Origin of the sequence: Modicisalibacter sp. MOD 31.J (assembly GCF_020147985.1) — a bacterium.
Taxonomy (GTDB): Bacteria; Pseudomonadota; Gammaproteobacteria; order Pseudomonadales; family Halomonadaceae; genus Modicisalibacter; species Modicisalibacter coralii.
In genome coordinates this window covers 182,159-202,155 of record NZ_JAGXFF010000005.1, presented here as the reverse complement: position 1 = coordinate 202,155, position 19,997 = coordinate 182,159, and the positions used below count along the sequence as shown (strand labels likewise).

At 67.0% G+C, this 19,997-nt stretch carries 20 protein-coding genes and 3 tRNA genes; 11 read left to right on the top strand and 12 right to left on the bottom strand.

All coding sequences use genetic code 11. The features are described 5' to 3' along the window. Nucleotides 1-21: 21 nt before the first annotated feature. The 5 genes from KGR00_RS17735 to KGR00_RS17715 form a co-directional block, all read right to left on the bottom strand. Entirely contained in the window at nt 22-789 is a 768-nt protein-coding gene (locus KGR00_RS17735) for a coniferyl-alcohol dehydrogenase (RefSeq protein WP_224418888.1), read from the bottom strand. Nucleotides 790-853: 64 nt separating this feature from the next. Continuing rightward, a complete protein-coding gene (locus KGR00_RS17730; RefSeq protein ID WP_203234861.1) occupies nt 854-1,264 on the bottom strand; it encodes a MarR family transcriptional regulator in 411 nt (136 codons plus the stop codon). A 360-nt stretch (nt 1,265-1,624) separates the two neighbouring features. Continuing rightward, a tRNA-Leu gene (locus KGR00_RS17725) sits at nt 1,625-1,711 on the bottom strand. 24 nt (nt 1,712-1,735) lie between these two features. Continuing rightward, nucleotides 1,736-1,822, bottom strand: a tRNA-Leu gene (locus KGR00_RS17720). 86 nt (nt 1,823-1,908) lie between these two features. Then, a tRNA-Leu gene (locus KGR00_RS17715) sits at nt 1,909-1,995 on the bottom strand. 198 nt (nt 1,996-2,193) lie between these two features. Here KGR00_RS17715 and rnr point away from each other — a divergent pair. From rnr to KGR00_RS17665, 10 genes are all read left to right on the top strand, one after another. Then, complete coding sequence (rnr, locus tag KGR00_RS17710; protein WP_129140563.1) at nt 2,194-4,584, top strand: ribonuclease R; 2,391 nt, start codon at nt 2,194-2,196, stop codon at nt 4,582-4,584. Nucleotides 4,585-4,676: 92 nt separating this feature from the next. Further along, nucleotides 4,677-5,408 carry a 23S rRNA (guanosine(2251)-2'-O)-methyltransferase RlmB gene (gene rlmB, locus KGR00_RS17705; protein WP_224419863.1) on the top strand — a complete coding sequence of 244 codons (732 nt, stop codon included), beginning with the start codon at nt 4,677-4,679 and terminating at the stop codon, nt 5,406-5,408. A 305-nt stretch (nt 5,409-5,713) separates the two neighbouring features. Then, nucleotides 5,714-6,106: a 30S ribosomal protein S6 gene (gene rpsF, locus KGR00_RS17700; RefSeq protein WP_129140564.1), complete on the top strand. Its 393-nt coding sequence runs from the start codon at nt 5,714-5,716 to the stop codon at nt 6,104-6,106. 90 nt (nt 6,107-6,196) lie between these two features. Next, entirely contained in the window at nt 6,197-6,424 is a 228-nt protein-coding gene (gene rpsR / locus KGR00_RS17695; RefSeq protein ID WP_031382360.1) for a 30S ribosomal protein S18, read from the top strand. Between the two features lie 14 nt (nt 6,425-6,438). Further along, nucleotides 6,439-7,290: a hypothetical protein gene (locus KGR00_RS17690; RefSeq protein ID WP_224418889.1), complete on the top strand. Its 852-nt coding sequence runs from the start codon at nt 6,439-6,441 to the stop codon at nt 7,288-7,290. A gap of 15 nt (nt 7,291-7,305) precedes the next feature. After that, complete coding sequence (gene rplI, locus KGR00_RS17685; protein WP_129140566.1) at nt 7,306-7,752, top strand: 50S ribosomal protein L9; 447 nt, start codon at nt 7,306-7,308, stop codon at nt 7,750-7,752. A 203-nt stretch (nt 7,753-7,955) separates the two neighbouring features. Continuing rightward, nucleotides 7,956-9,344 carry a replicative DNA helicase gene (gene dnaB, locus KGR00_RS17680; protein WP_129140567.1) on the top strand — a complete coding sequence of 463 codons (1,389 nt, stop codon included), beginning with the start codon at nt 7,956-7,958 and terminating at the stop codon, nt 9,342-9,344. A 134-nt stretch (nt 9,345-9,478) separates the two neighbouring features. Next, the gene (locus KGR00_RS17675) at nt 9,479-9,781 is read left to right on the top strand and encodes a hypothetical protein (protein WP_129140568.1); all 303 of its coding nucleotides are present in this window, start codon (nt 9,479-9,481) and stop codon (nt 9,779-9,781) included. A 62-nt stretch (nt 9,782-9,843) separates the two neighbouring features. Continuing rightward, nucleotides 9,844-11,649 (top strand): EAL domain-containing protein, encoded by a 1,806-nt coding sequence (locus tag KGR00_RS17670; RefSeq protein ID WP_224418890.1) that lies wholly within the window; start codon nt 9,844-9,846, stop codon nt 11,647-11,649. A gap of 95 nt (nt 11,650-11,744) precedes the next feature. After that, nucleotides 11,745-12,047: a DUF6482 family protein gene (locus KGR00_RS17665; RefSeq protein WP_129140570.1), complete on the top strand. Its 303-nt coding sequence runs from the start codon at nt 11,745-11,747 to the stop codon at nt 12,045-12,047. Nucleotides 12,048-12,073: 26 nt separating this feature from the next. Here KGR00_RS17665 and KGR00_RS17660 read toward each other — a convergent pair whose 3' ends face one another. Continuing rightward, entirely contained in the window at nt 12,074-12,457 is a 384-nt protein-coding gene (locus tag KGR00_RS17660; protein ID WP_129140571.1) for a DUF393 domain-containing protein, read from the bottom strand. 288 nt (nt 12,458-12,745) lie between these two features. Between KGR00_RS17660 and hemH the strand changes: the two genes are divergently transcribed. Then, the gene (hemH, locus tag KGR00_RS17655; protein ID WP_224418891.1) at nt 12,746-13,735 is read left to right on the top strand and encodes a ferrochelatase; all 990 of its coding nucleotides are present in this window, start codon (nt 12,746-12,748) and stop codon (nt 13,733-13,735) included. Between the two features lie 13 nt (nt 13,736-13,748). Here hemH and KGR00_RS17650 read toward each other — a convergent pair whose 3' ends face one another. From KGR00_RS17650 to KGR00_RS17625, 6 genes are read right to left on the bottom strand one after another with little or no spacing between them, the layout of a single operon-like run. Continuing rightward, entirely contained in the window at nt 13,749-14,135 is a 387-nt protein-coding gene (locus tag KGR00_RS17650; RefSeq protein ID WP_129140573.1) for a Na+/H+ antiporter subunit G, read from the bottom strand. Then, complete coding sequence (locus KGR00_RS17645) at nt 14,132-14,401, bottom strand: K+/H+ antiporter subunit F (RefSeq protein ID WP_129140574.1); 270 nt, start codon at nt 14,399-14,401, stop codon at nt 14,132-14,134. Before KGR00_RS17645 ends, KGR00_RS17650 begins: the two co-directional genes overlap by 4 nt. Then, nucleotides 14,395-14,892 (bottom strand): Na+/H+ antiporter subunit E, encoded by a 498-nt coding sequence (locus tag KGR00_RS17640; RefSeq protein ID WP_224418892.1) that lies wholly within the window; start codon nt 14,890-14,892, stop codon nt 14,395-14,397. The genes KGR00_RS17645 and KGR00_RS17640 overlap by 7 nt, the downstream gene beginning before the upstream one ends. Beyond that, nucleotides 14,889-16,424, bottom strand: coding sequence for a monovalent cation/H+ antiporter subunit D (locus KGR00_RS17635; protein WP_224418893.1), 1,536 nt, complete (start codon nt 16,422-16,424; stop codon nt 14,889-14,891). Before KGR00_RS17635 ends, KGR00_RS17640 begins: the two co-directional genes overlap by 4 nt. Continuing rightward, nucleotides 16,421-16,771, bottom strand: coding sequence for a Na+/H+ antiporter subunit C (locus KGR00_RS17630; protein ID WP_224418894.1), 351 nt, complete (start codon nt 16,769-16,771; stop codon nt 16,421-16,423). The genes KGR00_RS17635 and KGR00_RS17630 overlap by 4 nt, the downstream gene beginning before the upstream one ends. Continuing rightward, entirely contained in the window at nt 16,771-19,569 is a 2,799-nt protein-coding gene (locus KGR00_RS17625; protein ID WP_224418895.1) for a monovalent cation/H+ antiporter subunit A, read from the bottom strand. The genes KGR00_RS17630 and KGR00_RS17625 overlap by 1 nt, the downstream gene beginning before the upstream one ends. Between the last annotated feature and the right edge of the window lie 428 nt (nt 19,570-19,997).

The following is a 19,997-nucleotide window of genomic DNA, read 5'->3' as shown; positions in this document are numbered from 1 at the left end:
CTCGACAATGGAAAAAGCGTGTCAGATGGCCGTGGCCGCCAGGCCACCATCCACCGGCAGGTTGACGCCATTGATCCAGCGTGCCGCGTCGCTGGCCAGGAACACGATGGCTTCGGCGACCTCGTCGGCATAGGCCGGGCGTTTCATCTTGGCCGCATCGGCTTGCACCCGCTCTTCGCCCAGCATGGTCACGAAGTCATCCAGGATGGGAGTGAAGACTGGGCCCGGCGCGACGCTGTTGACCCGCACGTCGTGCTCGGCGAACCAGTCCTGCGAGCGGCGCGCGCTCCACACGATCAAGGCTTCCTTGAAGTACTGATAACAGGTCTCCCGGGCGACGGGATGGTCGTCGAGCCAACGCTCGCCGGCCGCGAAATCCGGAGTCTCCGCCAGCTCGCGGTGCAGGGCCAGGCGGTCGGGCCATTCGGCGCCAAGGATGGAGGCGACGTTGACGATGCTTCCACCGGACGCGATGCGCGGCAGCAGCGCCTGGCTGAGATGCCTCACCCCCAGGTAATTGACCCGCGCGACCGTTGCCGCCGGCGCCGTGCCGGGGACGCCGGCGATGTTGGCCAGGGCATCGATGCGCTCGGGCAAGCGTGCCACCAGGGCGTCGATCGCCTCGGGGTCGCCGAGATCGGCCTGATGGAACGCATCCAGGGACTGGGCGGCCGGGTTGCGATCCACGCCGATGACGCGGGCGCCGTGGAACCGTGCCAGACGCGCGACCTCTCCACCGATGCCGGAGGCGACGCCGGTCACCACCAGGGTCTTGCCGAACAGGTTCATGAGAGGGTCTCCTTGTCGGGTAAGTTCGGGACGGCTCGGAAGGCGAGGATGCCGGTGCCCCTGGCTAGCTGCCGGGCGAGAGCCGGTCCTCGAGACGCTGCAGGACATCGAGCAGCGTCTGGCCCTCGTCGCCGAGGCGTTCCATGAGCCGCGCTTCCAGCCGCTGCACGGCCTGTTCGGCCTGGGCGATCAGGGCATGGCCCGACGGGGTCAGATGCAGGTGCTGCCGGCGTCGATCCCGGCGGCCGCGTACCTGCTGCAAGAGCTCCCGGCTGGCCAGGCGCGCCGTCACGGGCGTCAGGTTGGGCGGGTAGACATCGAGCAGCTCGGCCAGTTGGCGTTGCGTGATACCGGGGTTGGCGTCGGCCAGTAACAGTATCGAAAACTCCACCGGCTTGAGCTCGAAGGCGTTCAGGCATGCCTGGGTCTGGCGCCGAACCAGCAGTTCGCTGCGTGTCAGGCGATAGCCGACCAAGCGGGTCAGGCGTCGTTGATCGATCGGGGGTTCCGGTTCTCGTGTGTCGTGGATAACGGGTGTCTCCGTGTACCGCTCGCCACGCGTGACGGCGTTGCGCGGGGCCGTGAGGTCGGTGTGGCATGGCGTGAACTCGTCTCTTGTCTTGTTATTGCCCTCGAGGAGGGGAGTTGCTTGATGGGTTCGACATTCAAGTTAGCAGGCAGGTAATTACTCTCAATAATCATTATGTCTAATAACTATTATGGCGAATCGGTAAGTCGCCGGCCGGGTAGGTCGTGTCGAGAGAGGGCAAATGAGAGGGGGCAAATGGCGGCCATGAAAAAGCCCCCAAGCAAGGCTTGGGGGCTTTCCGGAATCTGGTGCCCAGGAGAGGACTTGAACCTCCACGTCCGTAAGGACACTAGCACCTGAAGCTAGCGCGTCTACCAATTCCGCCACCTGGGCGCATCATGTTCGGCCGTATTCGCGTGGTGCCCAGGAGAGGACTTGAACCTCCACGTCCGTAAGGACACTAGCACCTGAAGCTAGCGCGTCTACCAATTCCGCCACCTGGGCGAATACGCAACCGAGTCTTGCATCAAGGGACTTTCACCCCCATGTCTGTGGCGATCGAGGGATACATCGTCACACGACATCGTCGTTGGTGCCCAGGAGAGGACTTGAACCTCCACGTCCGTAAGGACACTAGCACCTGAAGCTAGCGCGTCTACCAATTCCGCCACCTGGGCAAGTGGCCACGAATCATACCGATTCACGGCCCGAATGCAAGCCCCGTCGGGCAATTTCTGGTGTCGGATCCCGCACCGTCGCAGCGGAGCGATGGTTGGGTCGGCTTGTGCGCAACGCTATACTGCGCGCATGACACGACTTTCATACGCCATGCCGCGTCCGCTGCCGCCCGAACGACCATCAAGGAAGCAACAATCATGAATCACTGGACGTTAGACGACGATCCGTACGCAGCGCGCGAAGCGGACAAATACGACAAGCCGATCCCCAGTCGCGAATTCCTGCTGGCGCGACTCGAGGAGTACGGCAAGCCGATCACCGACGAGAACATGAGCCGCATGCTCGGCCTGACCGACGAGGATCAGGCCGAGGCGGTGCGCCGCCGGCTGGCGGCCATGGAGCGCGACGGCCAGATCCTGCGCAACCGCCGCGGCGCCTATGCGCTGATCGACAAGCTCGACCTGATCAAGGGCAAGGTGCTGGGCCATCGCGACGGCATCGGCTTCCTGCTCCGCGATGACGGCAAGAAGCCCGACCTGGTACTGCCGCCGCGCCAGATGCGCCGGGTGTTCCACGGCGACCACGTGCTGGTGCGCATCAGCGGTCGCGATCGTCGCGGCCGCGACGAGGCGACCATCGTCGAGGTGCTCTCCCGCAATACCCAGACCCTGGTCGGGGTGTATCGCGAGCGCTCGAGCGAGTTCGGCGTGCTGATCCCCGAGAACACGCGTATCACCCAGGAGGTGATCGTTCCCAACAGCGCCACCGGCGGGGCGCGCGACGGCCAGGTGGTGTCGGTGCGCATCACCCAGCAGCCGGAAACCCGCGTGCAGCCGGTCGGTGAAGTGGTCGAGGTGCTCGGCGAACGCATGGACCCGGGGATGGAGATCGACATCGCCATCCGCAGCTACGAGATCCCCGATCACTTCCCGCCGGAAGTCGAGGAGCAGATCGCCGGCATGTCCGCCGAGGTCGCCGAGGCCGACAAGCGCAATCGCATCGACCTGCGCGACTACCCACTGGTGACCATCGACGGCGAGGACGCCAAGGATTTCGACGACGCGGTCTGCGCCTGGAAGACCAAGTCGGGCAGCTGGAAGCTGATCGTGGCGATCGCCGACGTCTCGCACTACGTGCGTCCCGGCACGGCGCTCGATCAGGAAGCGCACATCCGCGGCAACTCGGTGTACTTCCCCGGGCAGGTGGTGCCCATGCTGCCCGAGCTGCTCTCCAACGGGCTGTGCTCGCTCAACCCCGAGGTCGACCGCCTGACGCTGGTCTGCGAGATGAACATCTCCAAGACCGGGGCGATCAGCCGCTACCGCTTCTACGAGGCGGTGATCCGCTCGCACGCCCGGCTGACCTACAACCAGGTCGGCGAGATGCTCGAATCCCCCGACACACCACTCGGCCAGGAGCTCTGCCAGCGCTACAGCGAGCTGCTGCCGGCGCTGACCAACCTGCACTCGCTCTACAAGTTGCTGCGCCAGTCCCGGGAGCAGCGCGGCGCGATCGATTTCGAGACCACCGAGACCGAGATCCTGTTCAACGCCGATCGCAAGATCGAGGCCATCGTGCCGCGCTCGCGCAACGACGCCCACAAGCTGATCGAGGAGTGCATGCTGGCGGCCAACGTGGCCACCGCGAGATTCCTCGACAAGCACGATCTGCCGGCGCTGTACCGCATCCACCAGCCGCCCTCGGCGGAACGCCTCGACAAGCTGCGGCTGTTCCTCAACGAACTGGGCCTGACCCTGCCGGGCGGCGACGAGCCCACGCCGCAGGACTTCCAGCAGCTGCGCGAGACGATCAAGGATCGCCCCGACGCCGACATCATCCAGACGGTGATGCTGCGCTCGATGAGCCAGGCGGTCTATTCGCCGCACAACGAGGGGCACTTCGGCCTGGCCTACCAGGCCTACGCGCACTTCACCTCGCCGATCCGGCGCTACCCGGACCTGCTGGTGCACCGCGCGATCCGCTCGGTGATCCGCGGGCCGCGGCAGACCAACACGGTGCTGCGTGCCGAGGGCGCGCCGGTGGAGAAGCCGTCCACCTGGTGCCCCTACACCTTCGAGCAGATGATCGAGCTCGGCGAGCACTGTTCGATGACCGAGCGCCGCGCCGACGACGCCACCCGCGACGTCGCCGACTGGCTGAAGTGCGAATTCATGTCCGACAAGGTCGGCGAGGTGTTCGAGGGCACCATCGCCTCGGTGATCCAGTTCGGCCTCTTCGTGCGCCTCAACGACGTCTACGTGGAAGGCCTGGTGCACGTCACCTCGCTGCCCTCCGACTACTACCACTACGAGCCCGAGAAGCATCGCCTCAAGGGCGAGCGCGGCGGCCTCGCCTACCGGCTCGGCGACGGAGTCACCGTGCAGGTCGCGCGGGTCGATCTCGACGAGCGCAAGATCGACTTCGAGCTGTTCGACGAGCGTCCGCGCCGCCAGCGGAGCGCGCCCAAGGCCAACGTGGCCGGCGGCTCGGGCGAGGACAAGTCCGGCCGCAAGAAGCCGCGCCGGCGCAAGCAGCGTCCCGGCAAGGGCGAACGCACGCGGCGCGGCCCGTCGGGGGACCGCTCGTGAGTCGTGGCGACAAGAGCGGCAAGCCGCGGCGGCGCGGCAAGTCGCACGGCGCCGCGGTCACGGCGCCTGCCGGCCTGGACGGGGTGTTCGGCGTGCATGCCGTCGACGCCCTGCTGGCGCGTGGCGAGCGCCCCCGGGAGGTGTGGTATCAGGACGGCGAGGCCCGCGCGCGCCTCGGCGAGCTGCTCGAGCGGGCCGGCGCCGCCGGCGCCCGGCTGGTGGCGCAGCCCCGCGAGACCCTGGACGCGCTCTCCCAGGGCGCCAGTCATCAGGGGGTCGTCGCCTTCTGCCCGCCGCTCGCGCCGCACAGCGAGGAAGAACTCTGGCATCGGCTGGGCGGCTGGCCGCATGCCGCGCCGCCGCTGCTGCTGGTGCTCGACGGCGTCACCGACGTCCACAACTTCGGCGCCTGCCTGCGCAGCGCCGACGCCGCCGGCGCGCACGGTGTGGTGGTCCCCAAGGACAAGGCGGCGCCGCTCAACGCCACGGTGCGCAAGGTGGCCTGCGGGGCCGCCGAGAGCGTGCCGGTGTACCGCGTCACCAACCTGGCGCGAGCCATCGGGCGGCTCAAGGAGGCGGGCGTGTGGGTCATCGGCACCGCCGGCGAGGCCGACATCGAGCTCTTCGAGGCCGATTTCGCCGGCCCCTCGGCACTGGTGATGGGTGCCGAGGGCAAAGGGCTGCGGCGCCTGACCCGCGAGGCCTGTGACGTGCTCGCCCGGTTGCCGATGGCCGGCAGCGTCTCCAGTCTCAACGTATCGGTGGCCACCGGCATCGGGCTGTTCGAGGCGGTGCGCCAGCGGCGTGGTGCATCGGCGCGCTGATTCTCGTTGAGATAGAGCCTCGCCGAGGGCGCCGTCGACAGGTCGAAGGGGAGGTCTTTTGCCACGGATGGCATAAGTAGCGTCCAGGGAAGGATCGACAGCGCCTCCCTGCAGATCTGTCGATGGTTCAGCCCCGAGTTGCAAGAGCGTCGCGATTCTCGATGTGGCGGCTTGCATGGGCGGGGCGGCGTCACTACAATTGTGCGGTTCTTCGAACACCCTCACCCAGTATCCACGACTCCTTGCTTCCGTCTGGCCAGTTCGTCTGTTGCCACGGGGAAGCTGTCAAACCGAAAGGAGACACCATGCGTCATTACGAAATCGTGTTCATGGTCCATCCGGATCAGAGCGAGCAGGTTCCGGCGATGGTCGAGCGCTACACCAGCCTCGTCACCGAAAACGGCGGTACCGTGCATCGTCTCGAGGATTGGGGGCGCCGTCATCTGGCCTACCCGATCAACAAGATTCACAAGGCTCACTACGTGCTGATGAACATCGAGTGCCGCGGCGAGACTCTCGAGGAGATCGAGAACATCTTCCGCTTCAACGATGCGATCATCCGCAGCCTGGTCGTGCGCTGCAAGGAAGCCGTGACCGAGGCCTCGCCGATGATGAAGGCCGCCGAGGACAAGGGCCGTCGTCGCGACGAGAAGTCCGACAAGCCGCGTACCGAGCGCGCCGAAGCCGCCGCCAGCTAAGCACGCACGCGTCGGCCGGCGAGCGCGTCGCGCTCGGCGGACGGCGAATCCGTGTTCCCGTGAATCTTTGCTCGTCCAGGAGGACAATCCATGGCACGCTTTTTCCGTCGCCGCAAGTTCTGCCGCTTCACTGCCGAAGGCGTGAAGTATATCGATTACAAGGATATCGATACCCTCAAGGCCTACATCACCGAGACCGGCAAGATCGTCCCCAGCCGCATCACCGGGACGCGTGCGCGTTACCAGCGTCAGCTGTCGACCGCCATCAAGCGGGCTCGCTATCTGGCGCTGCTGCCGTACACCGATAGCCACCAGTAAGCCGATATCGCGCAATGTTGCCCCTGGCTCGCTGGGTCATGCGCGGCACCCCGCACGCCACGGGGGCCGCTGCCGCTGCCGCCCTGGTTCCCTGGCTGTTCTGGCTGAGTGCCGCGATCGCCGCCCTGGTGACGTTGCGGCGCGGCCTGGCGCCGGCCCTGCCGGTGATCATCGCCGCGGCACTGCCCACCGGCTGGTGGTGGATGCGCGGCGACGCCATCCCGCTGGCCAGCCTGCTGCTGGTGACGCTGATGGCGGTGGTGCTGCGCGCGCGGATGCGCTGGAGCGAGACGCTGATCGTCGCCACGCTGGTCGCGGCGGTGATGATCCAGATCGGCGTGTTCCTGCCGCCGGGGGGCGCCGGGCCGCTGCTCGACACCCTGCGTCAGAGTTCGCCGGAGGTCGGGCGCATGCTCGACGATCTGGCCGCTCGGGGGGTGGACACCCAGCGGATGGCCGCGCTGCTGATCGGCGGCGCCACCGGACTGATCGTCACGCTGGCCAGCGTGGCCTGTCTGGCGCTGGCGCGCAGCTGGCAGGCGGGGCTCTACAACCCGGGCGGGTTTCGCAGCGAGTTCCACGCCCTGCGTCTGGGCAGTCGCGAGCTGCTGATGCTGCTCGCCATCGCCGTGGTCGGCGGTCTGCTGACCTGGCCGGCCCTGGCGATCATGAGCTGGGTACCGCTGCTGGTGAGCGGCGTTGCGCTGATACACGGACTGATTGGTCTCAAGGGGATGAACGGGCTCTGGCTGGTGGCATTCTATGCATTGCTGCTGACCACCTGGCCCATGATTCTGATTGTGCTGCTGCTGGGTCTCATCGACACCTTCGCGGACTTCCGCGGCCGGCTGGCCCGCAGCCAATGACAAGAGGTTAACGAGATGGAAGTCATTCTGCTCGACAAGATCGGCAAGCTGGGTGCCCTGGGTGACAAGGTCACCGTCAAGCCCGGTTACGGCCGTAACTATCTGGTGCCCTACGGCCTGGCCGTACCGGCAACCAAGGAAAACGTCTCCGCCTTCGAGGCGCAGCGTGCGGAACTGGAAGCTCAGGCCGCCGATCGCCAGCGCGAAGCCGAAGCGCGTGCCGAACAGCTCAACGACATCGAGCTGTCGCTGGTCGCCAAGGCCGGCGACGAAGGCAAGCTGTTCGGTTCCATCGGTCCGCGTGACCTGGCCGACGCCCTGAGCCAGGCCGGCATCGACGTCGCCAAGAGCGAAGTGCGCATGCCCGAAGGCCCGATCCGCGCCACCGGCGAATACGACATCCAGCTGCACCTGCACGCGGAAGTCGACGCCACCGTGCGTATCGTGGTGGTGGCCGAGTAAGCCACGCCGCGTGGCCGGCCGAGCCGGCAGACGACAAAGCGCGACCGCCTTCGGGCGTCGCGCTTTCTTTTTGAGGCCGTGGCGACCATGGGGTCGCCGCGGCAGCTGGGGTAGAATGGGCGCGGCCGCCTCGACGGGGCGCCGTGAGTCCCGGCTCGCGCGGCCTGCACCGGCGCGAGCCTGCAATCTCGGATGAACCTCCCATGACTGACTCCCTGGAACTGGATCAGGAAACGGCCGCCCTCAAGGTGCCGCCCCATTCGCTCGAGGCCGAGCAGTCGGTGCTCGGCGGGCTGATGCTCGACAACACCGCCTGGGATACCGTTTCCGAGCGTCTGGTGGCGGACGACTTCTACCGCTACGAGCACCGTCTGGTGTTCAACGTGATGATCCAGCTCGCCGAGGGCGCCCATCCGCTCGACGTGGTGACGCTCTCCGAGGCGCTGGAATCGCGCGATCAACTCGAGACCGTGGGCGGGCTGGCGTATCTCGCCGAGCTGGCGCGCAACACGCCCTCGGCGAGCAACATCCGCGCCTACGCCGACATCGTTCGCGAGCGCGCCACCCTGCGCAAGCTGATCCAGGCTGCCAACCAGATCGCCGAAGGGGCCTTCGCCCCGCAGGGCCGCCCCTCCGACGAACTGGTCAACGAGGCCGAGCGACTGGTCTTCCAGATCAGCGAGTCGCGCCCCAAGATGGGCGGGCCGATCGGCATGAGCGATCTGCTCGCCAAGGCGGTGGACCGCATCGACGAGCTGTTCAACATGCAGGGGCAGATGACCGGGCTGTCGTCGGGCTTTCGCGATCTCGACGACATGACCTCGGGGCTGCAGCCCTCGGATCTGGTGATCATTGCCGGGCGCCCGTCGATGGGCAAGACCACCTTCGCCATGAACCTGGTCGAGCACGCGGTGATCTCCAGCGACAAGCCGGTGATGGTGTTCTCGATGGAGATGCCCGCCGAGTCGCTGATGCTGCGCATGCTCTCCTCGCTGGGGCGCATCGACCAGACCCGGGTGCGGACCGGTCAGCTCGAGGACGAGGACTGGCCGCGGCTCACCTCGGCGGTCAATCTGCTCAAGGACAAGCAGTTGTTCATCGACGATACCGCGGCGCTGTCGCCCAACGAGATGCGCTCGCGGATCCGGCGGATCGTGCGCGAGCACGGCAACCTCGGCCTGATCATGATCGACTACCTGCAGTTGATGCAGATCCCTGGCTTCGCCGAGAACCGCACCGGCGAGATCTCGGAGATCTCGCGCTCGCTCAAGGGGCTGGCCAAGGAGTTCGGCTGCCCGGTGATCGCCCTGTCGCAGCTCAACCGCTCGCTCGAGCAGCGGCCCAACAAGCGCCCGGTGATGTCGGACCTGCGCGAGTCGGGTGCCATCGAGCAGGATGCCGACCTGATCGCCTTCGTCTATCGTGATGAGGTCTACAATCCGGACAACCCCGACAACAAGGGGCTGGCCGAGCTGATCATCGGCAAGCAGCGTAACGGCCCCATCGGCACCGTGCACCTGGCGTTCATCGGCAAGTACACGCGTTTCGAGGATCTCGCCCCGGACAGTTACGGGCAGCATTTCGGCGAGTAGCGGCGTCGCACGACGTTCGGGGTTGAGCCTGTGGTGGGGGGTCGTATAATGCCGCCCCTCCATCGACGCGCCGGGCGTCCCGGTCAGCTCGATCGGTCGGCGGCGATCACGCAGTGAATTGAAAGGAGAGACCCATGGCGGGCGGATTCCGACGCGGTTATCGCAAGCGCGCTCCCAAGCTGGAAATGCGAGGCACCCTCGAGAGCGTCGAGCGCGAGGGCCCCTTCAAGGAGTGGCTGGGGATGCCGGACCTGTATCGCTACACGCTGGTGGTCGACGGCGTGACCTACAGCTACCAGACCGAGGACGCCGAGCTGCCGGTCGGCGAGGGCGACTACGTGGTGTTCCGCTACAAGGAGACCAAGGCCGGCAACTGGGTGGATCGCAATTCGCTGGGTACCGCCATCGACCCCTCGACCTACCGGCCCGACGCCTGATCGATGGCGCCCGCGGGCGCCATTGTCATCTTCCTGTCATTCCGGTGTCGCTCAATGGCAGCATGAGCCACGACACCCTGACTTCCGCATCTGCCCCGACGCTGTCCTCGATCATCGACGACGCCCGCATCGATGTGCACTATCAGCCCATCGTGGCGGTGCACGCCGGGCGCGTCTTCGCCTACGAGGCGCTGTCCCGCGGCCCGTCGGGAACGCCCTTCGCCAGGCCGGTGCCGCTGTTCCAGGCGGCCCGCGAGGCGGGGCTGCTGGCGTCGCTGGAGTCGGTGTGCCGCGAGCGGGCGGTGCGCGATTTCGTGGCCGAAGGACTGGGCGAGCGACTGTTCGTCAATGTCTCGCCGGAAGTGCTTCTCGACCCGCTGCATCGCAGCGGCGAGACGCGCCGCCTGCTGGATGCCCTGGGGATGGCACCGCACCGGCTGGTGATCGAACTCACCGAGCAGTCGCCGGGGATCGATCCCACGCTGATGGCCGAGGCGGTGCGCCATTACCAGGCGATGGGCTTCTCGATCGCTCTCGATGATCTCGGCGAGGGCTATGCCGGGTTGCGGTTGTGGTCCCAGATCGCCCCGGATTACGTCAAGCTGGACCGGCACTTCGTCAGCGGCCTCGATGCGGACCGCATCAAGCGTCGCTTCGTGCGCGCAATCATCGACATCGCCCATGGCATGGGCTCGCAGGTGATCGCCGAAGGCGTCGAGCGTGAGGCAGAGCTCGAGTGCCTGCTGGAGCTGGGCGCCGACTACTACCAGGGCTGGCTGTTCGCCCATCCCGAGCCGCATCCCGCCAGTTGTCGGCCGGTGCTCGACGCCACGCTGCGCGACGTCGCCGCCCGTCATCGGCGCTCGCTGGAAACGGTGGCCGTCGAGCGGTTGTGTACGCCACTGGCGCCGTTGCCGATGAGCCTCAGCGTGGCCGAGGCCAGCGAGCGTTTCGGCGCCGAGCCCCACGCCAACTCGCTGGCGGTGGTCGACGGGCGTGGCATGCCGGTCGGCGTGCTGAGTCGCCAGCGGATTCTCGCGCTGGTCGGCAAGCGCTTCGGTTTCGACCTCTACGGGCGCGAGCCGGTGGCCAAGGTGATGCATCCCTCGCCCTTGTGCGTGGAGGCGAGCACGCCGCTGGAGCGGGTCTCGCGCAAGGTCACCAGCCGCGAACGCGAGCTGCGCGACGAGGATTTCGTGGTCACCGAGGGCGGCCGCTATCGGGGCATGGGGCAGGTGGTCAATCTGCTCCAGTTGATCACCGAGCAGCGCATCGAGATCGCCCGTCAGGCCAACCCGCTGACCCAGCTGCCCGGCAATGCGCCGATCCGGGCCGCCCTGGATCGCTTCAGTCGCGTCGGGCAGGGCTTCGTCGCCTGCTACCTGGATCTCGATCACTTCAAGCCGTTCAACGATCGCTTCGGCTACGCGCTGGGCGACCGGCTGCTGCTGGCCCTGGCGCAACTGCTCGGTGAGACCCAGCAGCCCCGCGACTTTCTCGGCCACCTCGGCGGCGACGACTTCGTGTTGCTGCTCGCCGACGCCGAGAACCTGCATGCCCGCCTGGCCGGACTGCAGCGTCGCTTCCATGAGGCCTGTTGTGACCTGCTGCCGGACGAGGTCGTTGCCAGCGCCGGCTTCGAAGGGCAGGACCGTTTCGGGCAGCCGCGCTTCTTCCCCCTGCCGCGTGTGTCGATCGCCGCGCTGGTGCTGCCCGCGGGGCGCGTGCCGAAGAGCTTCGGCGACTGCTGGAGCCGACTCAAGCCGATCGCCAAGCGCGAGCCCTTGGGGCGCGTGGTGGTGCGCTACCCCGTGCAGTCGGACGAGACCGGGGACGACGCTGAACTTCGCGATCGGGAGCCTGTCTGATCGATGATCGACCCGCGCAACGTCGCTGTCATGTGTCACGGATAGCCTGGCAGGACGCCTTATCCGCCCACCGGGGTCGAAAACAGGAGGGAGCCATGGAACTTCATGCCTTCAAGCATTACGTGCAAGAGCACGACAATTTCGAAGTCCGCGTCATCAGTCACGCCGGCAGTCGCTTCTATCAGGTCGAACTCGAGGACATCGAGGGCGAGCGGCACCTGCTGACCCAGCGTGGCAAGCCGATGCTCTTCCGGGCGCTCGACGATGTCTATCTGGAGCTCAAGCGTGCCGGTATCCACCGCGCCTATCTGGTCCAGTTCGTCGCCCACGACGAGATGGTCGGCCACGAGGCGCATTATCACGAGCCGCTGGCCTCGCGCATGCCGCTGGTCTTCTAGTCGGTAGTAAGCAATAGGACCGAACCTCATCGCCGATCCGGCAACAGGCGGCCCAGCGTGAAACGGTGCCGCGCCACCCACAGATATCCCCGATCGAGAATCCCCTTCAGCCCCGGCCGGTGTGACAGCCATACCAGCCGGCGATAACCCAGCAGGGCGAGCATCGCCCGCACCGCATCCATCCCCGCGAACCACTCGCCCCGACCATCCCGGGCGAACATGCGTCCCAGCAGCTCTTCCCAGTCGCGCCCCCAGGCCGCCGACGAGAAATCCGCCGCGCGGATATCCACGCAGCGGATACGCGCGCGATGACGGCGTCGCTGGATCCAGGCGACCTGGCGTTGGCAGATCGGGCAGTCGCCGTCGTAGAGCATCTCGAGCGGCGTTTGGGCATTGGCCGGTGACGTCATGAGGTCTCCGTCGTGGGGCGATAGCCGGTGAGCGGTTCGCCGCGAGCATCGGTGGCTTTTCCCATTCAGGGTAGCGAGGAACGTCTCGGCCTGCTCGCGCATCATCGCCCGGCGCTGTCGAGGGACAACTGGTCGCCGAGAGCAGGATCAGCGTCTTGGACATGGCCTATCCAGAAGTTGTACAAATGAGCAGAATAGGCGTTATCGATTGCCGCCGCGAACGGCCGGCTTGTTACACTCCCGGCCAGCGCACTGCGTTCGCCCGTTCAACCGCTCAAGGAGAAAGGCATGACCCAGGCCCGTTTCGGCGTATTGCTCGCCAACCTCGGTACGCCGGATGCGCCCACCCCCGCTGCCGTGCGCCGCTATCTGGCCGAGTTCCTGTGGGACGAGCGGGTGATCGACGTCTCGCGGCCACTGTGGTGGCTGATCCTCAACGGGGTGATCCTGCGCTTCCGTCCGGCCAAGGTGGCCAAGGGCTACGCCGCGGTCTGGCAGGATGAAGGTTCGCCGCTGCTGGCCATCGGCCGCCGCCAGCAGCGGGCGCTGGCCGAGCGTCTCGCCGAACGCTTCGGCGAGACGATTCCGGTGGAACTGGCGATGACCTACGGCAATCCGAGCATGGAGGAGGCCGGCAAGGCGCTGCGCGACGCCGGGGCGTCCCGCATCCTGGTGCTGCCGCTGTACCCGCAGTATTCGCGCTCGACCACCGCGGCGGTCTTCGACCGTCTGGCGCGGGCGCTCAAGCCCTGCCCGCACCTGCCCGAACTGCGCTTCGTGCGCGATTACCACGATCACCCGGGATACATCGAGGCGCTGGCCGCCAGCGTGCGGGAACACTGGGCGCGTCACGGGGGCGAGCGCGGGCGCCTGCTGATGTCCTATCACGGTATCCCCAAGCGCTACGCCGAGGCGGGCGACCCCTATCCCGAGCAGTGCGCGGCCACCAGCCGGGCGCTGGCGACATCCCTGGAACTGGGTGACGACGACTGGCTGATGAGCTATCAGTCGCGCTTTGGCCGCGAGGAGTGGCTCAAGCCCTACACCGACGAGAGGTTGAAGACCTGGGGGCACGAGGGCGTCGAGCACGTCGACGTGATCAGCCCGGCCTTCGCCGCCGACTGCCTGGAGACCCTCGAGGAACTCGAGGTGGAGAACCGCGGCTACTTCCTCGAGGCCGGCGGCAAGACCTATCGCTACATTGCGGCGCTCAACGACCGGCCCGAGCACATCGCCCTGTTCGAACGGCTCGTCGAGCAGCACACCCAGGGCTGGTGAGTTTCGATCGTCGTCAGGAGCGGCGTTCGCCGCTCGTCTCTTCCTCGTCGTCGTCCTCGCGCAGCTCCTCGATATCGTCCTCGGTGCGCGGGTCGCGGGGGAGCTTCTGATGCAGGGCGCTCTTGGCCAGCAGGTGCGCCGAGACCGGGGCGGTGATGAACAGGAAGATGGTGATCAGCATCTCCTGAAAGCTCACCCCGCCGTGGAGCAGCGAGAAGTAGCTCATTGCCGCGATCAGCACGCAGCCCACCCCCAGGGTGGTGGTCTTGGTGGGGCCGTGCAGGCGCATGTAGAAATCGCGCAGGTGGGTCAGGCCCAGCGCGCCGATGAAGGCGAAGGCGCCCCCGGCGATCAGGAAGAAGGCGATCACGCCCTCCATCACGGTATAGAAGCCGATCATTCGATGATGTCCCCGCGCAGCAGGTACTTGCAGACCGCGACGGTGCTGATGAAGCCGAGCATGGCGATCAGCAGGGCGGCCTCGAAATAGGTCTTGTCGTCGAGCCACAGCCCGAACAGCACGATCAGCGCGATCGAGTTGACGTAGAGGGTGTCCAGCGCCAGCAGGCGATCGGGCAGGTCGGGGCCGATCGCCGCGCGATACAGGCACAGGAGCATCGCGGCGGTGAACAGCGCCAGGCTGATCCAGAAGGCGATGTCTAGCATCCGAAGATCTCCTTGAGCGGCCGCTCGTAACGTTCCCGGATGGTGTCGATGGTCGCCGGGATGTCGTCGGTGTTCAGGGCGTGGATCAACAGCGTGCGCCGGTCCTGGCGGAGGTTGGCGGAGACCGTGCCCGGCGTCAGGGTGATGGTGCTGGCGAGGATGGTGATCGGGAACAGCTCCTCGAGCTCCAGCGGATACTCGATGAATGCCGGCTTCATGCGCCCGCGCGGGTCGAGGATCAGCTTGGAGACCTCCAGGTTGGCGACGATGATGTCACCGAGCACGCGCAAGACGTAGCGCACCAGCAGCCAGGGCCGCTTGATGGTCGGCTGTGGTTCCCAGAAGTGTCGCGTGACCAGAGGGATGACGATCGCCAGCAAGGTGCCGAGCAGGAGCTGCCCCAGGGCCACGCTCTGCTGGAGCATCAGCCACACGGCGAGCAACAGCACCGAGAGCAGCGGCATGGGCAGCCAGGGTTGTACGGGTATCATGAGCCGCCTCCCGTCTTGTCGCGTTCGATGATCGCCTGAATATAGGCCTCGTGATCGGCCAGCTGATCGGCCGTGGCGTCGGTGTACTCGCTCAACGGTCCGGCGAAGGCCACCAGCAGTGGCGAGGCGCCGAGCAGCAGCATCAGGCCCGCGGTGCGCAGGGGGCCCGCCTCGTGGATGTCCTTGTCGCTGCGCTCGCGATTGCCGCCGCCCGAGACGCGCCAGAACAGCGTCGAGCCGGTGCGGGACAGGGCGACGATCGCCGCCAGGCTGCTGAGCAACAGTATCGGCCATAGCCAGACCTGCTGTCCCGGCGTGGCCGACTGCAGGATCAACGCCTTGCCCACCGCGCCCGAGAAGGGGGGCACCCCGGCCACGGTCAGTGCGCCGACGAAGAACAGCGTACCCAGCAGGGCGACCTGTTCCACGGCCCGGCCGCGCACGATGCGCGCCCCGGCCTTGCCGCGCTGATGGGCGATGGTATCGGCGAGCAGAAAGAGCCCGCCGGTGACCAGGGTGGTATGGACCATGTAGAACAGCAGTGCACTGTGAGAGCCGAGGCTGTTCATGCCGATGCCGGCGAGCAGCGTGCCCACCGAGATGATGATCAGGTAGGCGACCTGGGTGCGCAGGTCGCGCGCCGCCAGCACGCCGATACCGCCCAGCGCCAGGGTCGCCAGCGACAGCCACCACACCCAGGGCTGGGCGATGTTGGCCAGCGATCCGGCCTGGGGGCCGAAGATCAGCGTGAATACCCGCAGGATGGCGTAGATGCCGACCTTGGTGAGAATCGCGAACAGCGCCGCGACCGGCGCCGGCGCCGAGGCATAGGCGCGGGGCAGCCAGAAGTACAGCGGCAGGATCGCCGACTTGAGACCGAACACCACCAGCAGCAGCATGGCGCCGGCTTCGGCGAGCACCAGGCGGCTGCTGTCCAGCCCGGGCACCTTGGCGGCCATGTCGGCCATGTTGAGGGTGCCGAGCGTGCCGTAGAGCACCCCCAGGCCGATCAGGAACAGCGCCGAACCGGCAAGGTTGAGCACCACGTAGTGAAAGCCCGAGTGGATGCGCGCCTTGCCCCCGCCGTGCATCAGCAGCGAGTAGGAGGCGATCAGCAACACCTCGAAGAACACGAACAGGTTGAACAGATCGCCGGTGAGGAAGGCGCCGTTGATGCCCATCAACTGCAGCTGGAACAGGCCGTGGAAGTTCGAGCCCTCGACGTCGACGCCGGCGCTGGCATAGCACAGGCTGCCCAGTGCGAGCAGGGCGGTCAGCGTGACCATCAGCGCCGACAGGCGATCGAGCACCAGGATGATGCCGAACGGGGGTTGCCAGTCACCGAGCGCGTAGTACTGGATGGTGCCGCTGCTGCTCTGGATCATCAGCAGCGCACACACCACCAGCAAGGCCGCGGTGGCGGTCAGGCCCACGACCCGTCGCGGGACGGCAGCGCCATCGCGATTGAGCAGCAGCCCGAGCCCGGTGACCAGCGGCAGCAGGATGGGCAGCGCGATCAGGTGGTTCATCAAGTGCGCTCCTCCCGCGGCTCGTCGAGGCGGTTGCCGTTGACGTGGTCGCTGCCCAGGTCGCCGCGGGCGCGCATGGCGAGAATCACCGAGAAGGCGGTCATGGCGAAGCCGATCACGATCGCCGTGAGCACCAAAGCCTGGGGCAACGGATCGGCATAGGCGCCACCCTTGTCGCCGATCACCGCCGCACCGCCGGTGGTCAGCCCGCCCATCGAGAAGAGGAACAGATTGACGGCGTAGGAGAGCAGCGTCAGGCCCACCACCACCGGAAAGGTCCGTCCGCGCAGGGCGAGGAACAGGCCGCAGGCGGCGAGCACGCCGGTGGTTATCGAGAAGAGCGCTTCCATCAGGCTTTCTCCTTCTGCTTGGTGGGGCGGTGCGGCGTGGTCAGCTTGCCCAGGTTGGCGAGGATCATCAGCGTGGCGCCGACCACGGTCAGATACACGCCGAGATCGAACAGCAGCGCCGTGGCCAGTTCGACGTCACCGATATAGGGGATATGGAAGTGGCCGTAGGCGGAGGTCAGGAAGGGGTAGCCGAACAGCCAGCTGCCCAGGCCGGTGAGCGCGGCGACCCCGACCCCGGCCACGGCGATCGGCTGGTACTGGAAGGTCAGCCGCCGCTGGCACCAGTCCACCCCGCGGGCAATGTAGAACAGCAGCAGGGCGACGGCGGTGACCAGCCCGGCGATGAAGCCGCCGCCCGGCGCGTTGTGGCCGCGCAGGAAGATGAACACCGAGACCAGCAGTGCCAGCGGCAGGATGGTCTGGGTGACGCTGACCAGAATCATCGGATGGCGGTCCTTCGACCACGGGCGGCCGTCGGCATCGCTCGACGGCATGAACAGACGCAGGCGGTTGAGCAGCTTGTAGATGCCCACGGCGGCGATGCACAGCACGGTGATCTCGCCCAGGGTGTCGAAGCCACGGAAGTCGACCAGGATCACGTTGACCACGTTGTGGCCGCCGCCGCCCGGCACGCTGTTGTCGATGAAGAACTGCGAGATCGATTCCAGCGGGCGGGTGAGCACGGCGAAGTTGAGGCTGGCGACGATGCCGCCGAAGCCCGCGGCCAGCAGGGCATCGCGCAGGATGCGCGGGCCGCCGGACTCCTTGGGGGTCTTCTGCGGCAGGAAGAACAGCGCCAGCATCAGCAGGATCATGGTCACCACTTCCACCGCCAGCTGGGTCAGCGCCAGGTCGGGGGCCGAGAAGCGGGCGAAGGCCAGCGAGGTCACCAGCCCGACGATCGACAGCATCAGCAGCGACACCAGTCGCCGGCGGTGGAGGACGGCGGTCGCCAGGCCGGCGAACATCGCTATCCCCGCGCCGGCCACGAGCAGCCCGTCGAGCGGCTGCAGCGGCAGCGGCCCGCGCAACTGCACGGCATGGGTCAGCGCGCCGCCCACCAGGCAGAGGATGGTGATCACCAGCCACAGCATGTAGCGCTGCAGCGAGCCGTTCTCCAGCGAGTCGACGAGGTGCTGGGTGGCGCGCACCAGCGTCTGGACCGACGCTTCGAAGATCGTCCGCGCGTTGCGGGAACGGAACTGGCGCTGGAAGGCGAACACGTGGCGGCGCTTAAAGTAGAGGATCACGCCGCCGACCAGGGCGACGGCGCTCATCAGCAACGGCAGGTTGAAGCCGTGCCAGATGGCCAGGTGCAACTCGGGGGCCTCGCCGACGAGCACGGCCCGGGCGGCGGTCTCGAGCAGCGTGGTGGCGGCGAAGGCCGGGACCACGCCGACCACGATGCAGATCGCCGCCAGCAGGATGCCGGGGGCGATCATCAGCCGTGGCGGCTCGTGGGGTGTCTTGGGCAGTTCGGGCAGCGGGCCGTTGAAGAACACGTTGTGCACCAGGCGTACCGAGTAGGCCACCGAAAGCAGGCTGCCCAGCGTCGCCAGCGCCGGGATCAGCCAGCCCAGCCCACCGAGCAACGAGGTCTCGAGCGTCTCGGTGAGCATCATCTCCTTGGAGAGAAAGCCATTGAACAGCGGCACCCCGGCCATCGCCATCCCGGCGACCACCGCCACGCCGGCGGTCAACGGCATGACCCGCCACAGCCCCTGCAGCTTGCGGATGTCGCGGGTGCCGGTCTCGTGGTCGATGATGCCGGCGGTCATGAACAGCGCCGCCTTGAAGGTGGCGTGGTTGAGGATGTGGAACAGCGCGGCGACCACTGCCATGCGGACGTCGAGCCCCAGCAGCAGGGTGATCAGCCCCAGGTGGCTGATCGTGGAGTTGGCCAGGATGCCCTTGAGATCGTACTTGAGCAGGGCGAAGTAGGCGCCGTAGAGCAGCGTCATCAGGCCGGTCAGGCTGACCAGGTAGAGCCAGGCCTCGCTGCCCGCCAGCGCCGGGTGCAGGCGCGCCAGCAGGAAGACCCCGGCCTTGACCATGGTCGCCGAATGCAGGAACGCCGACACCGGCGTGGGCGCGGCCATGGCGTGGGGCAGCCAGAACTGGAAGGGGAATTGCGCCGACTTGGTGAAGGCGCCCAGCAGCACCAGTACCAGCACCGCCAGGTAGCGCGGGTCGGCCTGGATCATGTCGCGGCTGTCGAGCACCGTCTGCAGGTCGTAGGTGCCGACGATGTGGCCCAGCAGCAGGAAACCGGCGAGCAGGCACAGGCCGCCGCCGCCGGTCACGGTCAGGGCCATGCGCGCGCCCTTGCGAGCGTCGCTCTGATGATACCAGTAGCCGATCAGCAGGAACGACGAGAGGCTGGTCAGTTCCCAGAAGAACCACAGCAGGAGCAGGTTGTCGGCCATCACGATGCCCAGCATCGCCGCCATGAACAGCATCAGGAAGGCGTAGAAACGCGGCAGGCTGTCGCCCGGCGCCAGGTAGTAGCGGGCGTAGAGGATGATCAGCAGACCGATCCCCAGGATCAGCAGCACGAACAGCAGCGACAGCCCGTCGAGGCGTACGGCGAGATCCAGTCCCAGCGCGGGAATCCAGTCGAGCGCGACGCGCGGAACCGACCCGGCGATGGTTTCCCGAGCATGGTGGAGCGCCACGCCCAGGGCGATAACCGTGGGCAGGGCCGTGACGAGGGCGCAGGTGTTGCGCCGCTCGTTCGAGCCGAAGGCAGGCAGCAGACTGCCGACCAGGGGCAGCAGCACGATCAATAGCAGGGACATGAACGACTCGCTCTTGTCGTTGGCGTTCTGGCGGACCTGGCGCTGGGGAGCGCCGTAGCGTAGATCACAGTTCAGCCGTTACGGAAACGACCATCAAGCGCCAATGCAGGGCGGGTCGGTCAGGAAGGGGCGCCGCACGGCGCGGGGCGTGAGCATCCAGGCTGGGGTGCGGTCGACAGGCCGCTGGGTCGTCAGAGTGTCGGCACCGGAATGGCGGCGCGCGCGGTGCGGTCCGCGCGGGTCATGGCCCGTCATGGTGTCTTCCTCCCATCGTGGCTTCCCGGCGTGTCAGGTGCTGCTAATTGACTGACTTTGTTGTGGAAATCGTCAAAGGCGACAGCGCCGACGCGAAGTCGGCCTTCGACTCTATCACGCCCCCGGGGGGTTATCTAGCGACCCCGGTGGTTCGGCGTCGCATCCGGGACGGC

Coding starts and splice junctions, on each gene's coding strand:
- KGR00_RS17665 (WP_129140570.1), top strand. CDS start 11,745: ATGGAACTTCATGCCTTCAAGCATTACGTGCAAGAGCACGACAATTTC.
- KGR00_RS17660 (WP_129140571.1), bottom strand. CDS start 12,457: ATGACGTCACCGGCCAATGCCCAAACGCCGCTCGAGATGCTCTACGAC.
- KGR00_RS17630 (WP_224418894.1), bottom strand. CDS start 16,771: ATGGAAGCGCTCTTCTCGATAACCACCGGCGTGCTCGCCGCCTGCGGC.
- rplI (WP_129140566.1), top strand. CDS start 7,306: ATGGAAGTCATTCTGCTCGACAAGATCGGCAAGCTGGGTGCCCTGGGT.
- KGR00_RS17640 (WP_224418892.1), bottom strand. CDS start 14,892: ATGATACCCGTACAACCCTGGCTGCCCATGCCGCTGCTCTCGGTGCTG.
- KGR00_RS17675 (WP_129140568.1), top strand. CDS start 9,479: ATGGCGGGCGGATTCCGACGCGGTTATCGCAAGCGCGCTCCCAAGCTG.
- KGR00_RS17690 (WP_224418889.1), top strand. CDS start 6,439: ATGTTGCCCCTGGCTCGCTGGGTCATGCGCGGCACCCCGCACGCCACG.
- KGR00_RS17625 (WP_224418895.1), bottom strand. CDS start 19,569: ATGTCCCTGCTATTGATCGTGCTGCTGCCCCTGGTCGGCAGTCTGCTG.
- KGR00_RS17645 (WP_129140574.1), bottom strand. CDS start 14,401: ATGCTAGACATCGCCTTCTGGATCAGCCTGGCGCTGTTCACCGCCGCG.
- rpsF (WP_129140564.1), top strand. CDS start 5,714: ATGCGTCATTACGAAATCGTGTTCATGGTCCATCCGGATCAGAGCGAG.
- hemH (WP_224418891.1), top strand. CDS start 12,746: ATGACCCAGGCCCGTTTCGGCGTATTGCTCGCCAACCTCGGTACGCCG.
- KGR00_RS17670 (WP_224418890.1), top strand. CDS start 9,844: ATGAGCCACGACACCCTGACTTCCGCATCTGCCCCGACGCTGTCCTCG.
- KGR00_RS17650 (WP_129140573.1), bottom strand. CDS start 14,135: ATGATCGGCTTCTATACCGTGATGGAGGGCGTGATCGCCTTCTTCCTG.
- rpsR (WP_031382360.1), top strand. CDS start 6,197: ATGGCACGCTTTTTCCGTCGCCGCAAGTTCTGCCGCTTCACTGCCGAA.
- dnaB (WP_129140567.1), top strand. CDS start 7,956: ATGACTGACTCCCTGGAACTGGATCAGGAAACGGCCGCCCTCAAGGTG.
- rnr (WP_129140563.1), top strand. CDS start 2,194: ATGAATCACTGGACGTTAGACGACGATCCGTACGCAGCGCGCGAAGCG.
- KGR00_RS17735 (WP_224418888.1), bottom strand. CDS start 789: ATGAACCTGTTCGGCAAGACCCTGGTGGTGACCGGCGTCGCCTCCGGC.